We start from the raw sequence: 17,579 nt of genomic DNA on the forward strand, positions 1-17,579 counted from the left end.
TCGGTTGGGTAGCGCAGGGTGGCGCGACAGGACCCACTTTAAGACCCGGATTGGCCTGCTTGAATAGCCAATTATGTGGAAATTCAGGTAACCAGTGGCGGAGCGCCGAAACTGCCCGAACCCAGCAGCCCGGCCAGCTTGGCGAGCGCCGTGTCGATGCGCAGCGCGTCGATCCCGCCATAGCCGAACAGCAGTCCCGCGCGGACCGGCACGCCGACATGGAACGCCGAGATCCCGTACAGGCCGATGTCCTGCTCGCGCGCCGCGCGGACCAGCGCCGCTTCGTCGAGCCCAGGCTTCAGGTGCGCGGCGAGGTGGATGCCGGCGGTCGGCACGATCGCGTCGAACCACGGCGCGAGTTCGCCGCGCAGATGCGCGATCAGCATCTTGCGGCGCGCATCGTAATGCTTCTGCACGCGCTTCAGGTGCCGCGCGAAATCGCCTTCGACCATGAAGCGCGCGAGCGCCGCCTGCGTCAGCGTGCAGCTGTGCCAGTCGACGATCTGCTTCGCCTTGGCGAGCGCGCCGCGCAGCGCGCGCGGCGGAATCGCGTAGCCGATCCGCAGTTCCGGAAAGATCGTCTTCGAGAACGTGCCGACGTATGCGACGAGGCCCGTGCGGTCGAGGCTCTTCAGCGATTCCACCGGCCGGCCTTCGAAGCGGAACTCGCCGTCGTAGTCGTCCTCGATGATCACCGCGCGGCGGCGCTGCGCCCATTCGAGCAGCGCGATGCGCCGCTCCAGCGTCATCGGCATCCCGAGCGGGAACTGGTGCGACGGCGTTACGTAGACGAGGCGCGCTTCGTCGGGCAGCCGTTCCGTGACGAGGCCGTGCGCGTCGACCGGCACGCCGATCACCGTCGCACCGAGCGACGCGAACGCGGCGCGCGCCGGCGGATAGCCGGGATCCTCGACCGCGACCACGTCGCCGGGCCGCACGACGACGCGCGCGAGCAGGTCGAGCGCCTGTTGCGCGCCTTGCGTGACGAGCACGTCGTCCCAGCTGCACGCAACCGCGCGGCTGAACGCGACGTAGCGCGCGATCGCGCCGCGCAACTGCGGATCGCCGGCCGGGTCGTGGTACTGGCCGGGGCCGCGCGCCTGCTGGCGCAGCGCGTGGTGCAGGCAGCGCCGCCACGCGTCGAACGGGAACAGTGTTTTGTCGGTCACGCCGCCGCGGAAGTCGAAGCCGGGCGAATCCTGCGGCGCGGGCATCGCGAGCGCGTCGGGCAGGTCGTTCCACAGCGCGCGCGCGTCGACCGCGTCGATGCGCGGCGTGTCCTCGACGATCGACGGCGCCGACATGGCCGCGGCGTGCGGCACGCGCGCGAGGCCGTCGGCGACGAACGTGCCATCGCCCGCACGCGTATTCAGGTAGCCCTCGGCGACGAGACGCTCGAACGCATCGAGCGTCGTCTTGCGCGATACGCCGAGCTGCTTCGCGAGATCACGCGTTGATGGCAGCCGTGCGCCGCCTGCCAGGCGCCCGTCGACGATCGCAGTGCGCAGTTGCCGGAAGATTTGCCCAGTGAGGTCGTGACGGCCTTCGATACGGATCGCGATGTCCATCGCAGTGGTTACCTCGATTGATGCTGTTTTGCCGGAATCGGTGTGCCGCCAGTATGCCGCCGGCGCGCGGATTCGGGTGGGCGGGATGTTGTGTTCGACGCGGTGCAAGGGCGGGGAACCGGAAGGCGTGGGCCGTGATCGAGTGTGCGAAACCGGGGGAAACGGGGGAAACGGGGGAAACGGGGGAAACGGGGGAAACGGGGGAAACGGGGAAACGGGGAAACGGGGAAACGGGGAAACGGGGAAACCGGGGAAACCGGGGAAACCGGGGAAACCGGGGAAACCGGGGAAACCGGGGAAACCAGCGAAACCAGCGAAACCAGCGAAACCGGCCGGCCAGGCGAGCGGAACACCGAATGAAGGGAGTTTGCCCGACGCCTGCCCGCCCATTCGCAGCATCGAATGCCGTCCGATTGGACCGCCGCCCGCCACTGCCTTACGATCCACGGGAGCCGCGACAACCCCAGACCAACCCAGACCACCCACACCAACCCAGACCAACCCACACCGGAGCGACCCCATGCTGTCCGAAGACGAACTTGCGCTCCTCGACGCGATCCGCGCGACCGGCAGCCTGTCGCGCGCCGCCGCGCGGCTCGGCAAGGCGCCGTCGACCGTGTCGCACGCCGCGCGCCAGCTCGAAACGCGTTTCGACGCGCTGCTGTTCGACCGGCGCGGCTACCGGCTGCAGCTCACGCCGGCCGGACAATTGCTGGCCGACGAAGCGTCGCGGCTGGCACTGGACGTCGCGCGGCTGACGCAGCGCGTGCGGCAGGTCGCGAGCGGTTGGGAGGACCGGCTGTGGATCGTCAGCGACGAGGTGCTGGAGTTCGACACGCTGCTGCCGGTCGTCCGCGCGTTCGACGCGCTCGATTCGGGCGTGTCGCTGCGCTTCACGCACGAGGTGCTCGGCGGCACCTGGGAAGCGCTGCGCGACGGTCGCGCGGATCTGGTCGTCGGCGCGACCAACGAGCCGCCGGCGATTCCGGGCTTCAAATGGTTCGAGCTGGGCGCGATGGAGTGGGTGTTCGCAGTCTCGCCGCGCCATCCGCTTGCCTCGGCGAGCGACGCGCTGACGCGCGACGCGATCGGCGCGCATCGCGCGGTCGTCGTCGCCGATTCGTCGCGGCGCGCGGCGGGCCGCGCGTATGGCCTGCTCGGCGGACAGGCCGTGCTCGCGGTGCCGTCGATGCGCGCGAAGATCCTCGCGCAGCGCGACGCGCTCGGCGTCGGCTGGGTGCCGCGCCGGCGCGTGGCGTCGCTGCTCGCGCGCGGCGAACTCGTCGAAAAACAGACGGACAACCCGCGCGAACCGAACGTGCTGTATGTCGCATGGCACGGCGATCGCGACGGCCGCGCGCTGCAATGGTGGCTGGAGCAACTGCGCGAGCCGCGCCTCGCGCAGCGCCTGCTCGACGGGATCGACGTGACCGGATGAACGCTGACCGGGCGCGCGGCGTCAGTCGGCGGGATGGCGGCGACGGCCACGCATGCCAGGGCACATGTGCGGCGGGTACGGTCGCCGGGCCGTGGCCAACGCTCGAACCCACTCAAACACGTTCGACGATTTCGAACATGTTCGTCGCCCCCGTCGTACGGCATGTCCGGGCGCCGCGCGCATCCTGTGTTCACGGTCAACTCACCGGTTCACAGGAGAACATCATGCAACGCTTCGAAGGAAAAACGGTCCTCGTCACGGGCGGCAACAGCGGCATCGGCCTGGCGGCCGCCAAGGCATTCGCGGCCGAAGGCGCGCGGGTCATCATCACCGGGCGCGACGCGCAGACGCTGGAAGCCGCACGGCAAACGCTCGGCGAAGGCGCGCTCGCGATCCGCAACGAGGCCGGCAGCGTCGCGTCGGCCCGCGCACTGGCGGACGCGATCGCGACCGCGGGCGCGCGGCTCGACGCCGTGTTCATCAACGCGGGCGTCGCGAAACTCGCGCCGTTCGCGGACAGCGACGAGGCGATGTGGGACCTCGTGTTCAACACCAACGTGAAGGGCGCGTATTTCCAGATCCAGTTGCTGGTGCCGCTGCTGAACCGCGGCGCATCGATCGTGATCAACGGCTCGATCAACGCGCACATCGGAATGCCCGGCTCGTCGGTGTACGCGGCGAGCAAGGCGGCCGTCAATTCGTTCGCGAAGACGCTGTCGACGGAATTGCTGCCGCACGGCGTGCGCGTGAACGTCGTGAGCCCGGGGCCGGTTCAGACGCCGCTGTACGGCAAGCTCGGGCTCGATGCGGCGACGCTCGACGAGACGGCCGAGAAGATCAAGGGCCTCGTCCCGATCGGCCGGTTCGGCACGCCGGACGAAATCGCGTCGACGGTGCTGCACCTTAGCGCGGCGGAATCCGCATTCATCGTCGGTGCGGAGATCATCGCGTCGGGCGGGATGGGATTGCTCTGAGCCGCGACGCAGGCGGGGACCGCAACCGACCGACGCAACGCCGGGCGGACGGTCCCCGTCACATGCGGGAAGGGCGACGCTCTCGAACCGCGCCTACCGCGCCGCACAGGCGCTACGCGGAGCGCCGCCGGCTTCGAGTTGCGTCACCGTGAGCCCCGAGAACGTTGCACGGCCGTGCTCGGCAAATACCGCGATGCGGTCCGCGCCGAGCGGCGGAAAGACCAGATCGGTGAGCGTGACGCGACCGCCGTTCGCAAACACTTCGACCGACCCGCGATCGACGACGATTTCGAGCCGCAGTTGCCCGTGTTCGAGCGGCAGGTCGACGATGTGCTCGCGGCTGAACGTGCCGGCGAAATTCGCTTCGCCGGACTGCGAGCGGTCGAGCGTCAGTGTGCGTTTCGCCGTGTCGTACACGATCCGGGTGCCGGTCGTGCCGTCCGCCGAGCGTCGGACGATCAGGCCCGCGCGCGCCGCGCGCTGGGGCGTAATCGTCACGGTGATGCGTTGCACGACGCCGCGCGTCGCAGCCGACAGCTCGCGCGTGGCGGACTCGACCGCAAGCTCGCCTTCGTGCACGGCGGGCCGGCCGTCCGCCCACGCGTCGAACGCGGCGGCCGGCGTGACGACGAGCCGGGGTTCGCCGTCGATCGTCTTCAGCGCCAGCTCGCGCGGCAGGGTTGTCGCGCCGCGCCACGGCGTCGTCGGCACTTTCGCGGCGTAATCCCAGTTGCTCATCCACGCAATCGCGACCGGCCGCGTGCCGGGTGCGCCCGAGAAGGTGCCCGCGGCATAAAAATCGGCGCCGTGATCGACCCAGCGGAATCGGGCGGGATCGGAACCGGCCGGCGCGACCCGATCGGGCGTGAACGTGCGGCCGTCGAAGTCGCCGACAAAATACATCGCGCCCGAGCCGCCCGCGATCGACCACGGATTCACATTGACGATCATCACCCACTTGATGTGTCGAGGATCGCCGTCGAGCGGCAGCGGCACGAGGTCGGGCATCTCCCACAGTGCGCCTGCGTGCGGCACGTCCGGTAACGTGAAGTCGCTCAGGAACGACCAGTGGATCAGGTCGTCGGAACGGTAGAGCTTGACGACATGCGCGTCGGCGACGACCGTCGTCATCAGCCAGTAGCGTCCCGGCGCGTACCACGACACCTTGGGGTCGCGGAATTGTTTCGATTCGGGATCGAGCGTGAGCACGGGGTTGTGCGCGTAGGGCTGCCACGTCGCGCCATGGTCGACGCTGTAGGCGAGCGACTGCGCCTGCGTGCCGGGCACGTGCCCCGAGCCGTCCTTGTAGACGCTCGTGTAGAGCGCGACCAGTGGCGCTTGTCCGGGCGACCCGAGGCCCGACGTATTGCGCGTGTCGGCGACGATCGAGCCGGAGAAGATTTCCTCGGTGGCGTTCGCGCGCATCGCGACCGGTTGTTCGCGCCAGTGAACGAGATCGGTGCTGGTCGCATGGCCCCAGGACATGTTGCCCCAGTCGTTACCGACCGGGTTGTACTGATAAAACAGGTGGTAGCGGCCGTTGTCGTAGACGAGCCCGTTCGGATCGTTCATCCAGTTGCGTTGCGGCGTGTAATGCAGCGCGGGGCGCCATTGCGGCGTGCCGTTGTCGGGCGATGTAACACAGGTTGCGGCGGCGACATGCGTGCAGGCCGCGCAGCCGAGCAGCAGCCGGGCGATCCGGAAGGAAAAGCGGAAAAACGTCGATCTCATGCGGGGATCCGTGCTCCGTCGCGCGAAGCGGGAAAGGAGGGCGCATGCCGCGTGAGACGGCGGCATGTGCGAATTGCGGAAGAAAAACGGCGGTGCGCACGCGACACGCGCGACGTGCACCGCCTCAACGCTCGCGGGCGGAGCCCGCCGCGGCCGTTACGGGCGGGTGCCCGGGCCGTCGTTGTGACCGGCGCCCGTCGCGGGCAGGTTCGCCGGGATGTCGCCGTAACCGCCGAGCCCACGGCGTCCGTAGGTGCGGTCGACCGCCGTCGACGTGCCGTTGATGTTGACCTTCACTGTCGGCGCGAGCGTGCCGCCACGACGCGGACCGATCGCATCGATGAACGACTCGACGAGGCCACCCGGCATCACGTAATGCGAATACGACTGGAATTCGCGCGGGTTCTGGTTCGGATCCTGAAAATACGGTGCGCCGGCCGGTGCGGAGAAATCGGTCGGGTTGCCGAGCACGAGGCCGCTGCCGCCGTTCAGCGGCAGGAAGTCGCTGCGGATGCCGTTGCCGACGAAGCCGTACACGCCGTCCGGCCCGTCGACGCCTGCGGCCATCGTCGTACGGTGGCTGATCGTGAACAGGTAGTACTTGCCGTCCTTCAGGTAGATCTGCGGGCGTTCGGTCTGGTCGTCGACGCAGTTCGCCGACAGGAGCGGCGGCAGGAACTTCCACTCGGTCAGTTGCGGGTTCGTAGCGACCGCGAGGCCGACATTGGCCTTTTGATACACTGCGCCCGAATTCATCACCGCGTTGAGGTCTTCCTTGTACGGATCGTTCGGCGCGTAGCCGAGATCGGCCTCGGTGCAGGTGCGGGCGCCGCGCTGGCCGCCGGTATTGCCTTCGAACACCATGTAGGTCTTGCCCGGGTGCGCGGGATCGGTGAACACGAACGGATCGCGGAACGAGAAGTAGGTGTTCTGCTGGCCGGTCTGGTAGTAGTTGCCGTCCGGCTGCAGCAGCGCCTTGTGATCGTCGAAGCCGTTGAACCACACGTGCTTGTCGTCGGCATGGATGTGGCCGTCGGCGCGCGTGATGATCGCCTGCGGCGGCGTGATGTCGGCACCGCCGGGCGCCGAGCGGTTGAACGATGTGGCGGTGTAGTAGAGGCTGACGTTGTCGCCGTGCGTGAGGCGCGCGGAGCCCGACCATTCGGCGTTGTTGGTCATCGGCGCGGTGCCGAACACCTTGGCGCTCGCGCCGTCCGGGAACAGGTGGCCGCCCCAGGTCCAGCCGCCGTTCGCGGGGCGCTGCGACGCGGGGATGCCCGCGCGGCGGTAGAAGAAGCCGATGCGCGCGTGGACGTGGCGGTCATCGAACGTGTAGCCCGCGTGCGGATCGGCGGTGAGCGAGAAGATCACTTCCCAGCCCTTGTAGCTGAGCTGGTTCGCGCGCAGGTCGGCCAGCGGCCAGGTATCCCAGACCCACACGTTCGAGTTGACCAACGGGAAATCCTGCGGGATGTCCGGCATCGTCAGCGCTTGCGGCAGCGAGTTCTTGTCGGCGCCTGCGGTGTGCGACTGCGCGACGATCTGGCGGATGTCCGCGCGGGTCCAGCGCATCGTGAAGTTGCCTTCGGGATCGTAGGCCTGCTGCGTATGCGGCGTGGGCACAGGCGCGCCCGTGCCGCCGGACTGCGCGTGCGCGACGGACGCGAAGGCGGCAAGTGCGCCGCCAGCGAGGAGCAAACGTTTGGCCGCCGGCGAACGGTAAAGGGGAAAGTGTGTCATCTCGTCGTTGTTTCCAGGGAAAGTGAAAGTGAACGGCTGAGTGGGCATCGATGTCCAAACCGGTTTGGATAGTATTTCAAACCGGTTTGGGACGCAAAAGATATTTATTTGACGGTAATGCTTACCAAATGGAAATAATTACCCGATTGAGGTGTACGGGCATCCGGCGTACGGGCATCCGGGCGATCGGGCGGACAAGAGAATGCGAGGAGCGACGGTGAAGGTGAATCTGAAGGCGCTGTCGGATGCGCTCGGGCTGTCGCGGACGACGGTCAGCCGTGCGTTGAACGGTTACGACGACGTGAGCGAAGCGACGCGCGAACGCGTGGCGAAGGCTGCGCGGGAAATGGGCTATGTCGCGGACCCGACCGCGCGCCGGCTCGCGACCGGGCGGGCGGACGTGATCGGGATCGTCTATCCGTTCGGCGCGGGCGATCTCGGCGATCCGCGTTTCGGCGAGGTCGTCGCGGGCATCACCGAGCGGCTGGCCGAGCGCAATCTCGATTTCATCATCGCGTCTGCGCGACCGAATGCGGAACTGGACACCTATCGGCGGATCGTCGACGGCAAGCTCGTCGACGGGCTGATCGTCGCGCGCACGCTCGTCGACGATCCGCGCATTGCCTACCTGCAGTCGAGCGCGTTTCCATACGTCGCGTACGGTCGCACGCAAGCGGTCGAGCCGTATGCGTGGTTCGATTTCGACAACGAGGCGGGCGCGCGCGATGCTGTCCGTCGGCTGACCGGTTTCGGGCATCGGCGCGTTGCCATGATCAGCGCGCCGCTCGTGCTGAATTTCGCCGCGCAGCGTCGCGCAGGCTATCTGTCGGCATTGCACGAAGCCGGTATCGAGCCGGATCCGGCGCTGCTCGTCGAGTGCGCGTTTACGCACGACGGCGGGCTGCAGGCCGCGCGGACGCTGCTCGCACACGCCGAGCGGCCGACGGCGCTGCTGGTCGACAACAATATCGCGGGCAGCGGCGCGTTTCGGGCGCTCGTGGACAGCGGGCTGCGCCTGGGGCAGGACATGTCGCTGATCGTCTATGACGGCGTGCCGCCGGACCTCGCGCATCCGCATCGCGTGACGGCGGTCATGCAGCCGACCGGGCACGCGTCGGGGCGTGCGCTGGCGGAGTTGATGTTGCGGCGGCTGGACGACGGCGCACACGAGCATCGACTGGAGGCACCGGTCATCGAAGCCGGCGATACTGACGGCCCGGTGCGCGGCTAGCCGGCGCGACGGGCCCGGGCAGGGCGCGATCGGTGGCGGACGTTGCCGGATCGCGCCCGGTCGAAAAGGCCATGACGCTTGCAGGGATGAATGCCCGTTCACTAGACGACCGGTCTAATCAGCGGATATCATCCGCCCTGACGAATGCGACGACCCCTCCCGGCTCGGGCAACGCGACGCGAAAATGCCATATCGCACTGCGATGCTGAACGTGCAGCGAGACACCGTCGTTTTTTTTGGACTTTTCCTAGACGACTGGTCTAATAGAATCGTGCGGTATTTCGGATCCGTGAGCGGCACGTTGCCGCGCGGTATCTGACTAACCGACAGGCGTGCCGTGCCGGCCAAAACCGGGCCGCGCGGCCCCGTTCCCCCCATTTCGAAGGAGTTGCGATCATGAAGATCCTGGTTGTCCTGACCTCGCACGACACGCTCGGCGACACCGGCAAGAAGACCGGCTTCTGGCTCGAGGAACTGGCCGCGCCGTACTACGCGTTCAAGGACGCGGGCGTCGAGCTGACGCTGGTTTCGCCGAAGGGCGGCCAGCCGCCGCTCGACCCGAAAAGCAGCGATCCGTCCGCGCAGACGGATGCGACGCGCCGCTTCGACGCCGACGCGACGGCAAAGGCCGAGCTGGCCAGCACGCGCAAGCTGACGGACGTGTCGATCGACGATTACGACGCGGTGTTCTACCCGGGCGGCCACGGTCCGCTGTGGGATCTCGCCGAAGACCTGCATTCGATCTCGCTGATCGAGCGCGCGATCGGCGCCGGCAAGCCGGTTGCGCTCGTGTGCCACGCGCCGGGCGTGCTGCGTCACGCGAAGGATCCGCGGACGGCCGAATCGCTCGTGCGCGGCAAGCGCGTGACGGGCTTCACGAACAGCGAAGAGGCCGCCGTCGAGCTGACCGAAGTCGTGCCGTTCCTCGTCCAGAACATGCTCGAGACCAACGGCGCGCGTTACGAGCACGGCCCCGACTGGGCACCGCACGTGGTGGTCGACGGCCTGCTGATCACCGGACAGAACCCGGCGTCGTCGGAGCCGGCTGCTGCCGCACTGCTCGCGCAGCTCAAGCGGGCCTGACGCCGCGCGTTGCGCTGCCGCCCGGCGGCGATCGTTGCCGGGCACACCTTTTCGTCCCGCCGCCTGACACGCGGCGGGTGCGCCCATGTTATGCAGAACCAAGCAAAGGAGTCGTGGATGTCTGCCCTGTTCGAACCGTTCAAACTCAAGGATGTCACGTTGCGCAACCGTATTGCGGTACCGCCGATGTGCCAGTACGTCGCCGAAGACGGCGTCGTCAACGACTGGCATCGCGTGCATCTGGCCGGCATCGCGCGCGGCGGCGCGGGCCTCGTGATCGCGGAGGCGACGGCCGTGTCGCCGGAAGGGCGCATCACACCGGGCTGCGCGGGGTTGTGGAACGATGCGCAGGCCGAAGCGTTCGCGCCGTCGGTCGCGGCGATCAAGGCGGCCGGCGCGGTGCCCGGCATCCAGATCGCGCACGCGGGCCGCAAGGCGAGCGCGAACCGTCCGTGGGAAGGCGACGACCATATCGCCGATGGCGATCCGCACGGCTGGCAGACCATCGCGCCGTCGGCCGTGCCGTTCGGCGCGCATCTGCCGAAGGTGCCGCGTGAAATGACGCGCGACGACATCGCCCGCGTGCAGGCCGACTTCGTCGCATCGGCGCAGCGTGCGCGCGACCTGGGCTTCGAATGGCTCGAACTGCACTTCGCGCACGGTTATCTCGGCCAGAGCTTCTTCTCGGTGCATTCGAACCGGCGTGACGACGAATACGGCGGTTCGGCCGAAAACCGCGGCCGCTTCCTCGTCGAGACGCTCGCGGCCGTCCGCAAGGTATGGCCCGAGCATCTGCCGCTGACGGCACGCCTGGGCGTGATCGAATACGACGGCCGCGATGAAGAGACGCTCGCCGAGTCGATCGCACTCACGCGGCGGATGAAGCAGGAAGGGCTCGACATGCTGAGCGTGTCGGTCGGCTTCACGACGCCCGACGCGCAGATTCCGTGGGGCCCGGCGTTCCTCGCGCCGATCGCCGCGCGCGTGCGCCGCGAGGCCGGGCTGCCGGTGTCGTCCGCGTGGGGCATCGACACGCCGCAACTGGCGAACCGCGTGGTGGCGGAAGAACAGCTTGATCTCGTGATGGTCGGCCGCGCGCATCTGGCCGATCCGCACTGGCCGTACTACGCGGCGAAGCAGCTCGGCGTCGAGCGCCCGTCGTGGACGCTGCCCGCGCCGTACGCGCACTGGCTCGAGCGTTACCGGGTCGCCGACAAGGTGGCCTGAGCGGGCGCGGCGACGTAGCGCCGGGGCGGCCCGCGCAGGACGCGCGCCGCCGATACGGTGGCGATGGATAGAATGGCGGTTCGTGCGGGCGGTTGCCTGCGCGAGCCGCCATTTTTCCATTTCAACAGAGGTGCCATGGGCGCACATGTCCCGTCGTCTCACGAGTCCGCCGCACCTTCGCGCGCGCAGCAGATCGCCCGCGTCGTGCTGTATGCGGCGCTGCTGGTGCTCGCGCTTTGGGTGATCCGCGACTTCATTCCCGCCATCGCATGGGCCTGCGTGATCGCCATCGCGATGTGGCCGCTGCTGAAACGCGTCGAATCGCACCGGTTGTTCCGCAACCGGCCAACGGTCAACGCGCTCGTCATCACGGCGGCGATCTCGCTGCTCGTCGTGCTGCCGATCGCCGTCGCGGCAATCCAGGCGATCGGGCAGGCGCACGACCTGCGCGAGTGGCTGCGTACGATCCAGGACAACGGCATTCCGCTGCCCGACGTCGTCAGCCGGCTGCCTTACGGGTCGGCGCAGATCACCGAATGGTGGCAGGCCAATCTCGGTCATCCGCTGCATGCGGCCAGCGCGATGCACGGCGCCAACGGCGAGAAATTCCTCGCGTTCGGCCGGCAGTTCGGCACGAAGCTCGCGCATGCGCTGCTCGAATTCGGCTTCATGCTCGTCACGCTGTTCGTGATCCTGCGCGCCGGCCACAAGCTGTCGGGTGCATTGCTGCAGGGCGCGCAGCGCGCGTTCGGTCGCAACGGCGCGGAACTGATCGACCGGATGGTCAGGGCCGTGTACGGCACGGTGACGGGGCTCGTCGTCGTCGGGCTCGGCGAGGGGGCGTTGCTCGGCATCGCCTATGCGTTCGCGGGCGTCCCGCATGCGGCGCTGCTCGGCCTCGTCACGGCGATTGCCGCGATGCTGCCGTTCTGTGCGCCGATCGTGTTCTGCGGCGCGGCGCTCTGGCTGTTCGTGCAGGGTGCGACCATGTGGGCCGTGGTGGTGGCGGTGCTCGGTTTCGTCGTCGTGTTCGTCGCCGAGCATTTCGTGCGGCCGGTGCTGATCGGCAGTTCGGCGCGGTTGCCGTTCGTGCTCGTGCTGTTCGGCATCCTCGGCGGTGCCGAGACGTTCGGCCTGATCGGGCTGTTCGTCGGCCCCGCGCTGATGACGGTGCTGACGATGCTGTGGGCCGAATGGATTGCGTGACGAGGCTCGTCGTCGCGCCGATTCGATGCATCGGCGCGACGGGATGGATGCGCGTGCAAGCATGCGCCGGCCGCAATGGCCGGCAATGATCCGGCTGGCGCGAGGGCATGCAAGGCAACGGTTCGGATACGGATCTCTACATTTCTTTTCGATCCGGACCCAAAGGTCGAGTAGCATGGGGCTTTCGATCACGCCGGCATGGCGCAGCAGATTTCCCCAAGCATGCGATTGATTCCGATGTCCCGTCCCGCGGCGGCGCTGTCCCTGGCTGCCGGCTGCCTGATGTTGCACGGTTGCGCGTGGTTCGACTCGTGGCTACCGTTCTCGTATTCGCGCACGCCGCTCGCGCGGGCCGCATCGCGGCATGGCGCGACGCGCGCCGATGTCGTCCGCGCCGGCGGCAATCCGCGCAGCGTATGGATGGTCCGCAACGGCAGCGGCGTCTGCTACAACTACTTCATCGAGCACGGCAACGATCACCGGCCTTACTTCGTCGTATTCGACAAGGCCGGCGTCGTCACGCAGTACGGCTTCGATACCTGCATCGACGCCGACCGCAAGGGCACGCTCCAGCCGGACAAGGCCGCTTCGCGCTAGCGCGGCGGCGAGCGCCGCGCGTGAGCCGTCAGGCGAGCGTGTCGACCACGCCGCCGTCGACGCGCAACGCCGCACCCGTGGTCGCCGAAGCCTGCGACGAGCACACGTACACGACCAGGTTCGCGACTTCCTCGGGCGTCGCGGGTCGCTGGATGATCGAGCTCGAGCGATGATCGCGCACGAAATCCACGGCCACGTCTTCGACACTGCGGCCCGTTTCGTCGGCCGTTTCCTTCAGCAGCGCGCGCACGCCTTCCGACAGCGTCGGCCCCGGCAGCACCGAGTTGACGGTCACATGGGTGCCGGCCGCGAGCTTCGCGAGGCCGCGCGCGATCGACAGTTGCGCGGTTTTCGTGAACCCGTAATGAATCATGTCGACCGGGATATTCAGGCCCGATTCCGACGAAATGAACACGATGCGCCCGGCATTGCGTTCGATCATTCCCTGCAGGTAATGCCGCGAGAGCCGCACGCCGGACATCACGTTCATCTGGAAGTAATGTTCCCATTCGGCGTCGTCGATGTCGAAGAACGCCTTCAGGCCGTAGATGCCCGCGTTGTTGACGAGGATGTCCGCATCGGGCGTGTGCTGCGTGACGCGCGCGACGCCGGCCGCGTTTGACAGGTCGGCGGCGACGCCATCGAGGCTCGCGCCGGGCACGGCGGCGCGCAGTTGCGCGAGCGCGGACTGCACCGATGCGTCGCTGCGGCCGTTGACGACGACGCGCGCGCCGGCGCGCGCGAGCCCTTCGGCGATCGCGAGCCCGATACCGGCGGTGGAGGCGGTGACGACCGCGGTCTTGCCTTTCAGATCGATGTGCATGAGCGTGACGGGAGAGGAGTAAACGGGAACCGCCGCGCGTGTCGCGGCGGCCGGAATTCAAAGCTTAGGCGAAACGGCGCGATCCGGCGTCGAAGCTGCAAGGCGCCGGTTGCATCGGCCCGCGCAGTCTTGTACGGTGAGCGTTCGCCGTCCGAACCAGGAGCCCGCCGCGTGAGCCGTCCCGTCAACCGATCCGCCGACCCGTCGCCGTTCTGGCGCGACGCCGCGCTGCCGTTCATCGAGGCGCGCACCGTCGACGACGGGCGCGCGATCTGCTACGTGAAGCACACGCACGACACGTTTTCGCTGGGCGCGATCGTCGGCGGCACGAGCACCTACGTGAATGGCGCAACGAACGCGCATGTCGGGCGCGGCGTGCTCGTGATCATCGATCCGGAGCAGGTGCACGCGTGCAATCCGTACGGCACCGACGCATGGGCGTACCGGATGGTCTACGTCGACGTGCCATGGCTCGCGCGGCTGCAGCATTCGCTGGGCCGCGACCCGAACAGCGATTTTCACGGGTTTTCGCCGAAGTTGACGGAGCGGCGCGATCTGTTCGCGCAATTTGGCGGCTTCTACCGCACGCTCGTGTCGCCCGGCATCGATCCGCTCGGCAAGGAGAGCGCGGCGGTCGAATTCTTCACGCAACTGCACGGCGCGCTCGATCGCGAGCTGCCCGGCATGCGGCCCCCGGACGACAACGCGAAGCTCGCGCGTGCGGCCGACTACATCGCCGCGCATTGCCGCGAGGGCGTCACGCTCGATGCGATCTGCGCGGCGGCCGATCTGTCGCCGTCGTACCTGATCCGCGCTTTCAACGCGCGCTACGGAATGACGCCGCATGCTTTCCTGATCGATCGCCGCGTGCAGTACGGCCGCACGGAGCTGCGCCGCGGCCGGCCGATCGCCGAGGTCGCGCTCGACGCGGGCTTCGCGGACCAGGCGCATTTCCAGCGTGCATTCAGGCGGATCGCGGCCGCGACGCCCGGGCAGTACCGCAGCGCGATGAGCTGAACGGCAGGGCGCGGGGTGCGGAGTGCGCTTGCGCCGTCGATGCGCCGAAGCGCCTGATTCGCGAGCAGGCCGGCTAGACGTCCAGCAAAAAGAGCGCGCTGCCCGCGAGCAGCAATGCCATCAACCGGTTGAACACGCGCATGCGCCGCGCGTTCGCGAGCCGGTGCCGCAGCGACGCGCCCGCATATCCCCAGCACGCGATCGACGCGAAACAGATCACCAGATACAGCGCGGCGAATAACCAGACCTGCGCGCGGTCGCCATCGGCCGCATACGCGCCCATCGCGGCCACGGATGCGAGCCACGCCTTCGGATTCAGCCACTGCATCGCCGCGCCGGCCGCCGCCGACGGGCCGGCCACGTCCGGGTCGGCCGACAGCCGGCCGTCGTCGAGCGCGAGCCGCAGCGCCATATAGAGCAGGAACGCGATTCCCGACCACTGCGTGGCGGTCGTCAGCACGGGCCAGCGCACGAGCGCCGCGTGCAGGCCGAGGCCGATCAGCAGGAACAGCGCGACGAAACCGAGCGTCGCGCCGGCCGCATAACGCAGGCTCGCGCCGAGGCCGTGGCGTGCGCCGGCGCTGAGCGCGACGATGTTGACGGGACCGGGGGTGATCGACGAGGCGAGCGCGAACGCCGCCATCGAAACCAGCATGCTCATCAGGTGTCTCCATGCGAAATGTCGAAAGTCGCATCGAGACTACGGGAGCCGCATCGGCCCGTATTGAAGAAAACTGCCCTCGGCGGCGCGCGGCCGCCGTCAGTGCAACGCGCGCGGCGCGTGCGCCGGCCGCGTGGCGTGCGAATCGGCCGCGCCGGCGGCATCGGCGGCATCGGCGGAATCGGTGGCATCGGCCGGGCGCAGCGGGCCGCCCGCGCAGGGTTGCGTCGACACCGAGAAGCCGAACGTATTGATGCCGCCCGAGCATGCGACGAACACGCTGCCGCCGTGCATCTCGGCCACGGCCTTGACGATCGACAGCCCGAGCCCGTGGTTTTCCTTGCTGTTCGCGCGCGCTTCCTCGAGCCGGTAGAAGCGTTCGAACACGTGCGACCGCTGCACGGGATCGATCGGCTCGCCGGGATTCGACACGGCCATCTCGACCAGCGTGTCGCGGCGCGCGATCGTCACGTTCACCGTCGCGCCGGGCGCCGAATGCTGGATCGCGTTGATCAGCAGGTTCGTCATCGCGCGGCGGAACAGCGACGGATCGACGGCCGCGCGCGCATCGCCGTGCAGTTCGGCGCGCAGTTGCGCTTCGTCGAGCGGGATTTCGAGGAAGTCGAGCATGCGCCGCACCTCGTCGGCGAGCGACACGTCCTTCAGGTCGGTCGCGCGTTCGCCGCGGTCGCTGCGCGACAGGAACAGCATGTCGTTGATGATTATGCGCAGCCGCTCGAATTCCTCGAGGTTCGACTGCAGCGTCTGGCGCATCCGGTCGACCGAGCGATCGCGGCTCGTCAGCGCGACCTGGGTCTGGCCGATCAGGATGCTGACCGGCGTGCGCAGTTCGTGCGCGACGTCCGCGTTGAACGCTTCGAGCCGCGCGTAGGTTTGCTGGATGCGTTCGAGCGCGCCGTTGAACGAGGTGGCGAGGTCGCGCAGCTCGGCCGGCAGCGCGTCGGTCTGCAGCCGCTGGCGGCGGTTCGCGAGGCTGATCGCCGATGCGTCCTGCGACAGCCGGTCGAGCGGCGCGAGCCCGAAGCGCGCGACCGCGCGGCTCAGCAGCAGCGTAATGACGGTGGCCGTGGCGATCAGCGCGGCGAGCGTCCAGCCGAAGCGGCGCAGCATCCGCTGCGTGCGCTCGCACGAACTCGCGACGATCAGCTTCAGCGTCGGTCGCTCGCCGCTGCCGGCCACGGTGACGGTCTTCGTCATCACGTGGTAGCTGCTGTCGTTCAGCGCGTAGCGCTGGAACGCGCCGAACGGCGGCTCGACGGGCACGCCGTTGACCGGCGTACCGAAGCGGAATGCCGGGTTCGTGCTGTCGACCTGGTAGTGCGTCGAGCCGTCCGGCGGTTCGAGGTCGGCCAGCTTTTCCTGCATGAGCCGCCCGCGCGCGGCCGTCGTCGCATGCGACACGATCATCTCGGCGACCTTCGCGCGCGTGTCGAGCGTCGCGCGCAGCTCGGCGAACAGCTGACGCTCCATCATCACGAACAGCCCGCAGCCGACCAGCGTGAACACGAGCAGCGACACGATGCCGAACATCGCCGACAGCCGCAGGACGATCGAGCGTTTCATGCCTGCCTCTCGGTGTCGCCGTCCTCGCGCGCCTCGAGCACGTAACCCATCCCGCGGATCGTGTGCAGCAGCTTGTCCGCGAACGGGCCGTCAAGTTTCGCGCGCAGGCGCTTGATCGCCGTCTCGACGACGTTCGCGTTGCTGTCGAAGTTCACGTCCCACACGAGTTCGGCGATCGTCGTCTTCGACAGCACCTCGCCGCTGCGCCGCGCGAGCACGCCGAGCAACTGGAACTCCTGCGCGGTCAGGTCGAGGCGCGTGCCGTCGCGGGTCGCGCGGCGGCCGATCAGGTCCACGCGCAGGTCGCCGATCGAGATCAGCGTCGATTCCTGCACGCGTGCGCGGCGCGTCAGCGCGCGCAGCCGTTCGATCAGTTCGAGGAACGAGAACGGCTTGGTCAGATAGTCGTCGGCGCCGCCGCGCAGCCCGCGCACGCGGTCGTCGACGCGGTCGCGCGCGGTCAGCATGATGACGGGCGTCTGCTTCTGCGCGCGCAACGCGCGCAGCACGCCGAAGCCGTCGAGCTTCGGCAGCATCACGTCGAGCACGACCACGTCGTAGTCGAATTCGACCGCCTTCCACGCGCCGTCCTCGCCGTCGAGCGCGGTGTCGACGACCCAGCCTTCCTCGGTCAGGCCACTCTTCAGGTATTCGACGACTTTCGGTTCGTCTTCGACGATCAGGACTTTCATGTTGGTT

15 protein-coding genes are annotated in these 17,579 nt (G+C 68.3%); 8 read left to right on the top strand and 7 right to left on the bottom strand.

The features are described from left to right. Window positions 1-83 precede the first annotated feature (83 nt). The gene (locus tag R9B84_RS26115; protein WP_423762903.1) at window positions 84-1,568 is read right to left on the bottom strand and encodes a PLP-dependent aminotransferase family protein; all 1,485 of its coding nucleotides are present in this window, start codon (window positions 1,566-1,568) and stop codon (window positions 84-86) included. Between the two features lie 520 nt (window positions 1,569-2,088). Here R9B84_RS26115 and R9B84_RS26120 point away from each other — a divergent pair. Together R9B84_RS26120 and R9B84_RS26125 are read left to right on the top strand one after the other, a co-directional pair. Continuing rightward, window positions 2,089-3,006, top strand: coding sequence for a LysR family transcriptional regulator (locus R9B84_RS26120; RefSeq protein ID WP_423762904.1), 918 nt, complete (start codon window positions 2,089-2,091; stop codon window positions 3,004-3,006). 224 nt (window positions 3,007-3,230) lie between these two features. After that, the gene (locus R9B84_RS26125) at window positions 3,231-3,980 is read left to right on the top strand and encodes an SDR family oxidoreductase (protein ID WP_423762905.1); all 750 of its coding nucleotides are present in this window, start codon (window positions 3,231-3,233) and stop codon (window positions 3,978-3,980) included. Window positions 3,981-4,073: 93 nt separating this feature from the next. Here R9B84_RS26125 and R9B84_RS26130 read toward each other — a convergent pair whose 3' ends face one another. After that, window positions 4,074-5,711: a glycoside hydrolase family 32 protein gene (locus R9B84_RS26130; protein WP_423762906.1), complete on the bottom strand. Its 1,638-nt coding sequence runs from the start codon at window positions 5,709-5,711 to the stop codon at window positions 4,074-4,076. A 156-nt stretch (window positions 5,712-5,867) separates the two neighbouring features. Continuing rightward, complete coding sequence (locus R9B84_RS26135) at window positions 5,868-7,451, bottom strand: glycoside hydrolase family 68 protein (protein ID WP_423762907.1); 1,584 nt, start codon at window positions 7,449-7,451, stop codon at window positions 5,868-5,870. Between the two features lie 202 nt (window positions 7,452-7,653). On the opposite strand from R9B84_RS26135, the gene R9B84_RS26140 reads away from it, so the two are divergent. The 5 genes from R9B84_RS26140 (at window position 7,654) to R9B84_RS26160 (ending at window position 12,795) form a co-directional block, all read left to right on the top strand. Further along, window positions 7,654-8,682, top strand: a complete 1,029-nt coding sequence (locus tag R9B84_RS26140; RefSeq protein ID WP_423762908.1) for a substrate-binding domain-containing protein — start codon at window positions 7,654-7,656, stop codon at window positions 8,680-8,682. Window positions 8,683-9,078: 396 nt separating this feature from the next. Beyond that, complete coding sequence (locus R9B84_RS26145) at window positions 9,079-9,765, top strand: type 1 glutamine amidotransferase domain-containing protein (protein ID WP_423762909.1); 687 nt, start codon at window positions 9,079-9,081, stop codon at window positions 9,763-9,765. 117 nt (window positions 9,766-9,882) lie between these two features. Continuing rightward, entirely contained in the window at window positions 9,883-10,992 is a 1,110-nt protein-coding gene (locus R9B84_RS26150; RefSeq protein ID WP_423762910.1) for an NADH:flavin oxidoreductase/NADH oxidase, read from the top strand. A 135-nt stretch (window positions 10,993-11,127) separates the two neighbouring features. After that, on the top strand, window positions 11,128-12,198 hold the full coding sequence (locus R9B84_RS26155; RefSeq protein WP_423762911.1) for an AI-2E family transporter: 1,071 nt from the start codon (window positions 11,128-11,130) through the stop codon (window positions 12,196-12,198). A 222-nt stretch (window positions 12,199-12,420) separates the two neighbouring features. Then, complete coding sequence (locus R9B84_RS26160; RefSeq protein WP_423762912.1) at window positions 12,421-12,795, top strand: hypothetical protein; 375 nt, start codon at window positions 12,421-12,423, stop codon at window positions 12,793-12,795. A 28-nt stretch (window positions 12,796-12,823) separates the two neighbouring features. Here the strand turns inward: R9B84_RS26160 and R9B84_RS26165 are convergent, their stop codons facing one another. Then, a complete protein-coding gene (locus R9B84_RS26165) occupies window positions 12,824-13,618 on the bottom strand; it encodes an SDR family NAD(P)-dependent oxidoreductase (RefSeq protein ID WP_423762913.1) in 795 nt (264 codons plus the stop codon). A 171-nt stretch (window positions 13,619-13,789) separates the two neighbouring features. On the opposite strand from R9B84_RS26165, the gene R9B84_RS26170 reads away from it, so the two are divergent. Beyond that, complete coding sequence (locus R9B84_RS26170; RefSeq protein WP_423762914.1) at window positions 13,790-14,635, top strand: AraC family transcriptional regulator; 846 nt, start codon at window positions 13,790-13,792, stop codon at window positions 14,633-14,635. Between the two features lie 73 nt (window positions 14,636-14,708). On the opposite strand, the gene R9B84_RS26175 is transcribed toward R9B84_RS26170, so the two are convergent. From R9B84_RS26175 to R9B84_RS26185, 3 genes are all read right to left on the bottom strand, one after another. Beyond that, window positions 14,709-15,296, bottom strand: coding sequence for a LysE family translocator (locus R9B84_RS26175; protein ID WP_423762915.1), 588 nt, complete (start codon window positions 15,294-15,296; stop codon window positions 14,709-14,711). A gap of 99 nt (window positions 15,297-15,395) precedes the next feature. Then, window positions 15,396-16,880, bottom strand: a complete 1,485-nt coding sequence (locus R9B84_RS26180) for a heavy metal sensor histidine kinase (protein ID WP_423762916.1) — start codon at window positions 16,878-16,880, stop codon at window positions 15,396-15,398. Further along, a complete protein-coding gene (locus R9B84_RS26185) occupies window positions 16,877-17,572 on the bottom strand; it encodes a heavy metal response regulator transcription factor (RefSeq protein ID WP_034179625.1) in 696 nt (231 codons plus the stop codon). The genes R9B84_RS26180 and R9B84_RS26185 overlap by 4 nt, the downstream gene beginning before the upstream one ends. Between the last annotated feature and the right edge of the window lie 7 nt (window positions 17,573-17,579).

The sequence above is a fragment of the Burkholderia sp. NLJ2 genome (genome assembly GCF_049487195.1).
Lineage (GTDB): Bacteria > Pseudomonadota > Gammaproteobacteria > Burkholderiales > Burkholderiaceae > Burkholderia > Burkholderia pyrrocinia.